General features: G+C 41.7%; 7 protein-coding genes. 2 read left to right on the top strand and 5 right to left on the bottom strand.

Annotation, left to right across the window (positions count from 1 at the left end; genetic code table 11):
- Positions 1–268 precede the first annotated feature (268 nt).
- From CXF78_RS08120 to CXF78_RS08100, 5 genes are all read right to left on the bottom strand, one after another.
- Positions 269–850: a DUF502 domain-containing protein gene (locus tag CXF78_RS08120; protein WP_011636835.1), complete on the bottom strand. Its 582-nt coding sequence runs from the start codon at positions 848–850 to the stop codon at positions 269–271.
- Between the two features lie 139 nt (positions 851–989).
- The gene (gene phoU, locus CXF78_RS08115; RefSeq protein ID WP_041412865.1) at positions 990–1694 is read right to left on the bottom strand and encodes a phosphate signaling complex protein PhoU; all 705 of its coding nucleotides are present in this window, start codon (positions 1692–1694) and stop codon (positions 990–992) included.
- A gap of 48 nt (positions 1695–1742) precedes the next feature.
- Positions 1743–2561 carry a phosphate ABC transporter ATP-binding protein PstB gene (gene pstB / locus CXF78_RS08110; RefSeq protein WP_011636833.1) on the bottom strand — a complete coding sequence of 273 codons (819 nt, stop codon included), beginning with the start codon at positions 2559–2561 and terminating at the stop codon, positions 1743–1745.
- Between the two features lie 26 nt (positions 2562–2587).
- Positions 2588–4249 carry a phosphate ABC transporter permease PstA gene (pstA, locus tag CXF78_RS08105; protein WP_011636832.1) on the bottom strand — a complete coding sequence of 554 codons (1662 nt, stop codon included), beginning with the start codon at positions 4247–4249 and terminating at the stop codon, positions 2588–2590.
- A 58-nt stretch (positions 4250–4307) separates the two neighbouring features.
- Positions 4308–6563: an ABC transporter permease subunit gene (locus CXF78_RS08100; protein ID WP_102036477.1), complete on the bottom strand. Its 2256-nt coding sequence runs from the start codon at positions 6561–6563 to the stop codon at positions 4308–4310.
- Positions 6564–6759: 196 nt separating this feature from the next.
- On the opposite strand from CXF78_RS08100, the gene CXF78_RS08095 reads away from it, so the two are divergent.
- Together CXF78_RS08095 and CXF78_RS08090 are read left to right on the top strand one after the other, a co-directional pair.
- Positions 6760–7266, top strand: a complete 507-nt coding sequence (locus CXF78_RS08095; protein ID WP_011636830.1) for a glycine cleavage system transcriptional repressor — start codon at positions 6760–6762, stop codon at positions 7264–7266.
- A gap of 94 nt (positions 7267–7360) precedes the next feature.
- Positions 7361–8166, top strand: an 806-nt coding sequence (locus CXF78_RS08090; protein ID WP_102036476.1) for a DUF2797 domain-containing protein, incomplete at its 3' end; no start/stop codon positions are given.

The raw sequence follows: 8166 nt of genomic DNA, 5'->3' as shown, positions 1-8166 counted from the left end.
CTGTTATCTCTTGGGGGCAATTGTTTGTAACAGCTATTTTACGATTAATCGCGACTGACGCAAATTAACAATGACAAAGCGCTGATAATCGATCGATTAGCGTAATATAATAGCCTCAAGCCTAGGCGCTATAAAAGCAAAGTTAAAACGATGAACAGCGATAAAATGGGATGACAAGTGCTACGTTCGCTATAACCGATTGATATCGCCGGTTTCGCTTGATATCCCCGTTGTCGCTTATTATCGCTCTAATCGGTTGTTAGCCTATTTAAGCTTCTTTACTGTTAGATATCCCGGCGGTTAAATTAAAACGCATCGCATCTTCAAATGACCAGTCGACAAAAATAAGGTCGTCGCGTTTAACCAAACTGGTCACTCCTGCGATTTGGTAACTGAGTTGGAATAATACTGGCACCCAATCACCTTCTGGCAATGCATCTGCAAGAGGCTGTGGCGCTGAGTCACTCATGATAAAACCCACAACAAAACTGCCATTGGCTTGTTTGACTAATACCGTTTTTTGAGTTTTAGGTTGGCCGTCACGGTTCATTAAACTGGCGATATCACGGATACTGCCATAAACAGATTTAAACAAAGGAAACTTCATCAGTTGGTTTTCAATCCAACCGTAAACCCAAGCAATCGGGCTAACTGAAAATAGTAACCCCGCAACAAACACTAAACCCGCCACCAAACAAAAGCCTGCGCCAACAAAAGCCGCTTTTACCCCCACGATATCAAGCAATAATTTACCTAAGCCATCGAGTGAGATAAACAGTGACCAAAACAGCCAGATAGACAACACCATAGGCAATAAATTGGTTAAACCACGAGTAAGGGTATTTTTCATGAACGTTTTCTTCTACATCAGATTTAGGCGCCAAAGATAGCAAATATCCATCAAAACCGCTAAACAAAAACGCCCTATGCTGGGCTGTTTGTTAGATAAACAGTGCAACATAGGGCGTTTCAAAAGTCGTTAAGGCCTCTTACAGCTCTTTTTCCATTTCTTCATAAGAAATATGGCGAACGTCTTTACCTTTCACATAGTAAATCACGTACTCACAGATATTCTTACAACGGTCTCCGACACGCTCGACCGCACGCGCAGCCCATAATACGTCTAACACACCAGGGATTGAGCGAGGGTCTTCCATCATATGAGTCATTAATTGACGGATAATACCTTCATACTCTTTGTCTAATTTCGCATCTTCTTTGTGTAACTCAAATGCTTGGTCTGCATCCATACGTGCTAGTGCATCTAACGTTGAGTGCAACATACGTGTGGCGTGACGCCCCATGTTTTCAATACTCACCAATAAAGGTTGTTGACTGTTAGCGCGCTTTTCTACCGCTGCTTTAGCAATACGAACACAAGCATCACCAATACGTTCAAGATCAGTAATGGTTTTAGAAATGGCCAAAATCAAGCGTAAATCACTGGCAGCAGGTTGACGCTTAGCAATAATACGGGTGCACTCTTCATCAATAGCCACTTCCATACCATTGACTTTATGATCGCCTTCAATCACTTGTTGCGCTAATTCTGAGTCAAGTGTAGCGAGTGCGTCCAATGCTTGCTCAAGCTGGCGCTCAACAAGACCGCCCATGGCTAATACGCGATTACGAATATCATCAAGCTCAGCATTAAACTGACCTGATATGTGTTTACTTAAATTCATTTTTTCCATGATACCCACCTAAATTCTGTATGTTAATAAAAAGCGTTTTAAGCAAGATTAACCGTAACGACCGGTAATATAATCTTCAGTTTTACGCTTTTTAGGGGTCGTGAAAATGGTGTTGGTATCAGCGTACTCAACCAACTCACCCATGTACATAAAGGCCGTTTGATCAGACACTCGAGCCGCTTGTTGCATGTTATGCGTCACAATCACCACGGTATACTGTTGTTTTAGCTCAGTAATCAATTCTTCAATGGTTAAAGTCGAGATTGGGTCAAGTGCTGACGTTGGTTCATCGAGTAGCAGTACTTCTGGCTCAATAGCAATAGCACGGGCAATCACCAAACGTTGTTGCTGACCACCAGATAAACCAAAAGCATTATCGTGTAGACGGTCTTTCACTTCGTCCCAAATCGCTGCGCCACGTAATGAACGCTCTGCCGCTTCGTCTAAATCACGACGGTTGCTTAACCCTTGTAAACGTAAGCCATACACTACGTTTTCGTAAATTGACTTAGGGAATGGGTTAGGACGCTGAAACACCATGCCGACGTTACGACGTAGTGCTGCGACATCAACTTTCTTGTCATAAATGTTCTGCCCATGAAGTAAGATTTCACCTTCAATTTTACAACTATCAACCAAATCATTCATGCGGTTAATACAACGTAACAGCGTTGATTTACCACAACCACTTGGGCCGATAAATGCCGTAACTTGTTTTTTAGGGATCTTCATCGACACATCAAATAGCGCTTGCTTGTCACCGTAACGTAAATCAAGGTTACGAATTTCAAGTGCGGTATCCTGTGCCGGTAAATTAGCTAAATCAACGGCTTCTGTTTGCATTGCTGAACTATCAATAGAAATCATTTTATCTTTCCTCAGGATATCGCTAATTAATGTTCTAGCGAACGGAATTTTTCACGTAAATGGTTGCGCACGCTGATAGCGGTTAAATTAAGAGCAACAATTACAGATACTAATAAGAACGAAGTTGCATACACCAATGGGCGTGCTGCTTCTACGTTAGGGCTTTGGAAGCCTACATCGTAAATATGGAAACCTAAGTGCATGAACTTACGTTCTAAATGCACAAACGGGAAGTTCATATCAATCGGTAATGTTGGAGCTAATTTTACCACACCCACTAACATCAACGGAGCCACTTCACCGGCGGCACGTGCCACGGCTAAAATCAAACCCGTCATAATTGCTGGGCTTGCCATTGGGATCACAATGCGCCATAAGGTCTCAGCTTTAGTCGCGCCTAATGCTAAGCTGCCTTGACGCACTGCACTCGGAATTCGGCTTAAGCCTTCTTCGGTTGATACAATGACCACTGGCAAGGTTAAAATGGCTAAGGTTAATGCAGACCAAATCACTCCAGGAGAGCCAAATGTGGGTGCTGGTAACGCCTCAGGGAAGAACAATTGGTCAATTGAGCCGCCCATCATGTACACAAAGAAACCTAAACCAAAGACACCATAAACAATTGACGGTACACCGGCTAAGTTAATTACCGCAATACGGATAAGCTTAGTAATAGGGCCTTTCTTGGCGTATTCATGCAAGTAAATAGCAGCAATAACCCCAAATGGCGTTACGATAACGGCCATTAGCATCACCATAAATACCGTACCAAAAATAGCGGGAAAAACACCACCTTCAGTATTGGCTTCTCGTGGGTCATCGCTAACAAAGCGACCAATTCCCACAAACCAGTGGCCCACTTTACCGAGTAAGTTCATGTGATTGACGTAACTGACGTCTAGAATAGAGTCCAGTTGCAAGGTGACTTCAACACCGCGCATATCTTTCACTACAACAGAATCACGAGCTGCTTTATCACGCAGGGCAAACAAGTCTTTTTCAAGCACTAAGTAGTCTTTGTTAAGCTGTCCAATTTGCGCCTTGATATCCGCTTTACGCTCAGCGGTTAATTCACCATCAAGCTCATAACCACGTTCTTTCAAACGTAGACGTTCCATTTGATAATTTATCGAGCCAATATCGCTTTTTTGCAACGCCAAGGCTTGATCAGAAATCGCCACAGCGCGGTCGATATGGTCGAACAAAGACGCTTCTATGTCTGCTTCATTAGTTAACTCTAAACGTTTACCGTCTTCGATTACCGCAACAGGATAACCGTAAAAATTACCGTTTTTCGTCCGTTCAAGTTTCGCGACATCAGCGGGCATAGAGCGGCTAACGATATCGGTTCCCAAAATCCAACGGAAATCTAGACCAACAAACTCACGGTTACCGGTTTTTACCAAGTAACGAGTAACAAACTCACCAGGGTGTTTGGTAAATTTATGACCAGCTGAAATTAAGCGCTCTGTAGGCACCTCTTCACGGTCGTAAATCTCACCAATTAAGGTACTTTTAACACCATTGTTGTCTTCGAGTTGCCATTCATAAACATCAGCAGGCCAAAAGTAACTCAAGCCACGCCACGCGATTAACAGTAGTAAGCCTAAAACGGCAATCAAACTGATACTAACGGCACCACCGGTCATCCAAATCCACGGTGAACCTGATTTAAACCACTTACCCATTGCACAAACCTCTCAAGGCGATTGGCGAATTAATCATTAATTGAGTCATCATCTTTCCTTACAGTGAGCTATAACGTTCGCGTAAACGTTGGCGAACAACTTCAGCAATGGTATTAAAGAAGAAGGTGAACACGAACAATACAAAGGCAGCTAAGAACAATACGCGATAATGCGTACTGCCAATGGCCGACTCAGGCATTTCTACAGCAATGTTTGCCGCTAAGGTACGCATACCTTCAAATACACTCCACTCAAGGATTGCAGTATTACCGGTTGCCATTAACACAATCATGGTTTCACCAACTGCACGGCCTAAGCCCATCATAATGGCCGAGAAAATACCCGGGCTGGCGGTAAGTAATACCACCTTAGTCAAGGTTTGCCAGTTTGTTGCACCCAGTGCCAAACTGCCGTTTGATAAATGACGCGGCACAGAGAAAATCGCATCTTCAGCAATTGAGAATATGGTTGGAATTACCGCAAACCCCATGGCAATACCCACAACCAGCGCATTACGTTGGTCGAAAGTGATGCCTAAATCATTAGTAATAAATTGACGAGTATTGCCATCAAATAATGCCACTTCAATCACTGGGCTTATCTCAAAAGAGAACCAACCAATAAATATAATCACCGGTAATAGCATTAGTTCTTGGTAGGTTTCTGGTAGACGATGCTTCCATTTTTCAGGCAATTTACTCCAGGCAAATGCAGTGGCAAGTATTGATGTGGGCAATAACATCAATAACACCACAATACCGGGCAAATGATCTTCAATCAGTGGCGCTAACCATAAGCCGGCCAAGAAACCCAAAATTACTGTCGGTAATGCTTCCATAATTTCAATGGTAGGTTTAACGACATTACGCACTTTAGGTGTCATGAAGTAAGCGGTATAAATCGCCCCAGCAATCGCCAATGGCGCGGCAAATAGCATGGCGTAAAATGCCGCTTTCATGGTGCCAAATGCCAGTGGCATTAAGCTTAATTTGGCTTCAAAGTCGTCAGAACCTGAAGTCGACTGCCACACATATTGTGGTTCAGGGTAACCTTCGTACCACACTTTTTCCCACAGTGCGCTCCAGGATATTTCTGGATGATCATTTTCAACAGAGAACAGGTTAAGTTTGTTATCGGCTTCAATCACCAAGGCGTTTGAACGCGGGCTAAAGCCCATTTTACCAGGGTTGGTTAACTGAAATTTCTCGTCGAATAACTGACGTTCACTGGTCGTATAAAGCAGTGTTAACTCGCCTTCTGCACTCAGCACGGCAAAGCTTTTACGATAAAACTCTGTTGCCATTACACTAACAGGAGCAAGATCATCAAACTCACGAATCTGCTGATATAAACGACCTTTTTCGCTATTAACTTGGAAGTACTGACTCACTATACCGCTGTCATAACTCACCAAAATAGAGCTGGCACCGGCAAGTAAATTTACTTGCTTAACTTCAGCATTCACTTTTTTAACATCGACAACTTGTAATAACTCAACAGAGTCGGCATCGCGAGTGTTATAAATAAACAGTTTATTATTAGCACTCAAAATAAGCTGACGGTGATCTGGAGTCATTATCGCTGATATAACATTACTAGGAGCATCGCTTATAAATACTTCAACAGATGACCATTCAACTTCTTCAGTCATCATGTTTTCTTCGCCTTCTTGGCGATTAAGCTTCCAAGCACCTTTGGCGTCTTGGTATGCAAAACTCATGCGACTATCGCTAAAATCAAACACCAGATTATAAACCGCACCGTCGCTATTAATCGTCAAAGGTGTTTCACCCATCGGATAACGCAAAGAGGGTGTAATGACACGTTTATTGTCTGGATAAGTTAATCCAAACTCAATGCCGACAACAATCACTTGGCCGTTACTCAGCCCTAATGCAAAACGTTGCTCGCTTGGGCTTGATTTTGCGCTGCTGGTTACCGTTGTGCCTTCAGGGATTTTTGGCTTAAAAGATGAAATCAATTCACCGCTAGCGGCTGAATAAAAATCAACGACACCTGATTCGGTCACTCGATAAAGCACTTCGTTTTGTTCATCACTACCAACAGTTAAGGTTTTCGCATCAGTATGTTGATAACTAACACTGGTAACAGGTTCTATATGCGCCCCATCAAAAATGGGCTTGATGACATACAGCAAATAGAAAAATATTAATAACAGGGTGACAAACACTAATGTGCCACCAACGGTTACCCCAATCTCAGCTGCTTTATCCTTAAATGCTCTGCGTGTTGCATGTCTATCAACGAGTAGACTTTTTTCCGCAGAACCAGGTTTATTGACCTGACTTTCCATTAAGAACCTCTAATAATTAATCGATGCCATAATTAGCGCTTTGAATGTGTAGTCTACTATGCTAACAATAATTATTTATGACTAAATAAATGAAAGTAAACCACAGTAAAACAATAACACAATCTTAAGTGGCTGCGATTATATGACGTAAATATGACATTTGTGTTACAGACATTACTTATAGGAGAAATATCGAATGATGCGTTATCTTATTACTCTTCAAGCACCTGATAGAAAAGGCTTAGTAGAACAAATTGCTAATGTAGTTAGTCGCCATGGTGGCAATTGGCTAGACTCTGAAATGCGCCATATAGATGGTATTTTTGCTGCAATATTACAATTAGAAGTTCCAGCTCTAAAATGGGATGAGTTAATTGACGCCTTAGAATGCATTGACGGCTTAACCTTAACCTTTGCTAAAACAACATTAAGTGCTAAACCGATTAAACATTTGCACTATAACTTAGTCGCATATGATCGTCCTGGGATTGTGTTACATATATCTAATAAAATGAATGCTCTAGGCGTAAATATAGAACAATTTAGTAGCCAATATGAAACAGCAAGCCACACTGGTATTGCATTATTTAGAGCAACGATGGCATTGGGGTTAACCGACCCAAGCCAAGAAGAGCAAATTACAGCATCACTGTATGAAATGGGTGATGATGTTGTATTAGATAAACTGAGTAAATCGGCATAAGTTGATTTGAACATTTAGAACGAATTAAGCCTAAAATCCATTTTGATCATCTGTTAAACTGCCACAAAATAATGATGATAAAAATGGATTAACCATGTTTGGAACGCTATCAAAACTGAAAACCCACCTCAATGATAACCATGAGGTGGAGTACCATTTACCTGTTGGTGAAGCGCGTTTAGCCCTTAACCCGCTTATTGGTAAGTCATTAACCATGACTCATACAGGTAATATTTTTTGCAGCAACTGCGGTAAAAAGACCAAGAAAAGTTATTCTCAAGGTCACTGCTACGTATGCATGTCAAAACTGGCCAGTTGCGACTTGTGTATAATGAAACCAGAAACATGCCATTTTGATCAAGGTACTTGTCGCGAACCAGAATGGGCCATGTCAAATTGCTTTGTACCCCACTATGTTTATTTATCGAACACTTCAGGCATTAAAGTCGGTATTACCCGCCATACTCAAATCCCAACCCGTTGGATAGACCAAGGCGCAACCCAAGGCTTACCTATTTTTAAAGTGTCGACACGTAAAATGTCAGGCTTAATTGAAATTGAATTAGCCAAATTCATTAACGACAAAACCCATTGGCAGGCTATGCTAAAAGGTCATAATGATGATGTCGATTTGGTTGAACAAGCAGCCCAACTTATCCCGTTAATTGAAGATAAACTGCAAGCTCTCGCGGCCGAATACCAGGACATTGTTATTGAACGTCTAGACGCGAACATTCAAGCCATTAGTTACCCAATAACGCAATTTCCTATTAAAGTTAAATCGCATAATTTTGATAAAATTGCTGAAGTAACAGGTATTTTGCAGGGCATTAAAGGCCAATACCTTATTTTTGATACTGGTGTGATTAATATTCGTAAATTCTCATCTTACGAAATCGA

The organism is Shewanella sp. 11B5, assembly GCF_002836795.1.
Lineage (GTDB): Bacteria > Pseudomonadota > Gammaproteobacteria > Enterobacterales > Shewanellaceae > Shewanella > Shewanella frigidimarina.
Note: the sequence above shows the minus strand (reverse complement) of the source record. Positions and strands in the feature narration are given on the sequence as shown.

What these genes read in the sequence shown, in the direction of transcription:
- CXF78_RS08120 (WP_011636835.1), bottom strand. Translation starts at nt 850, where the DNA reads ATGAAAAATACCCTTACTCGTGGTTTAACCAATTTATTGCCTATGGTG.
- phoU (WP_041412865.1), bottom strand. Translation starts at nt 1,694, where the DNA reads ATGGAAAAAATGAATTTAAGTAAACACATATCAGGTCAGTTTAATGCT.
- pstB (WP_011636833.1), bottom strand. Translation starts at nt 2,561, where the DNA reads ATGATTTCTATTGATAGTTCAGCAATGCAAACAGAAGCCGTTGATTTA.
- pstA (WP_011636832.1), bottom strand. Translation starts at nt 4,249, where the DNA reads ATGGGTAAGTGGTTTAAATCAGGTTCACCGTGGATTTGGATGACCGGT.
- CXF78_RS08100 (WP_102036477.1), bottom strand. Translation starts at nt 6,563, where the DNA reads ATGGAAAGTCAGGTCAATAAACCTGGTTCTGCGGAAAAAAGTCTACTC.
- CXF78_RS08095 (WP_011636830.1), top strand. Translation starts at nt 6,760, where the DNA reads ATGATGCGTTATCTTATTACTCTTCAAGCACCTGATAGAAAAGGCTTA.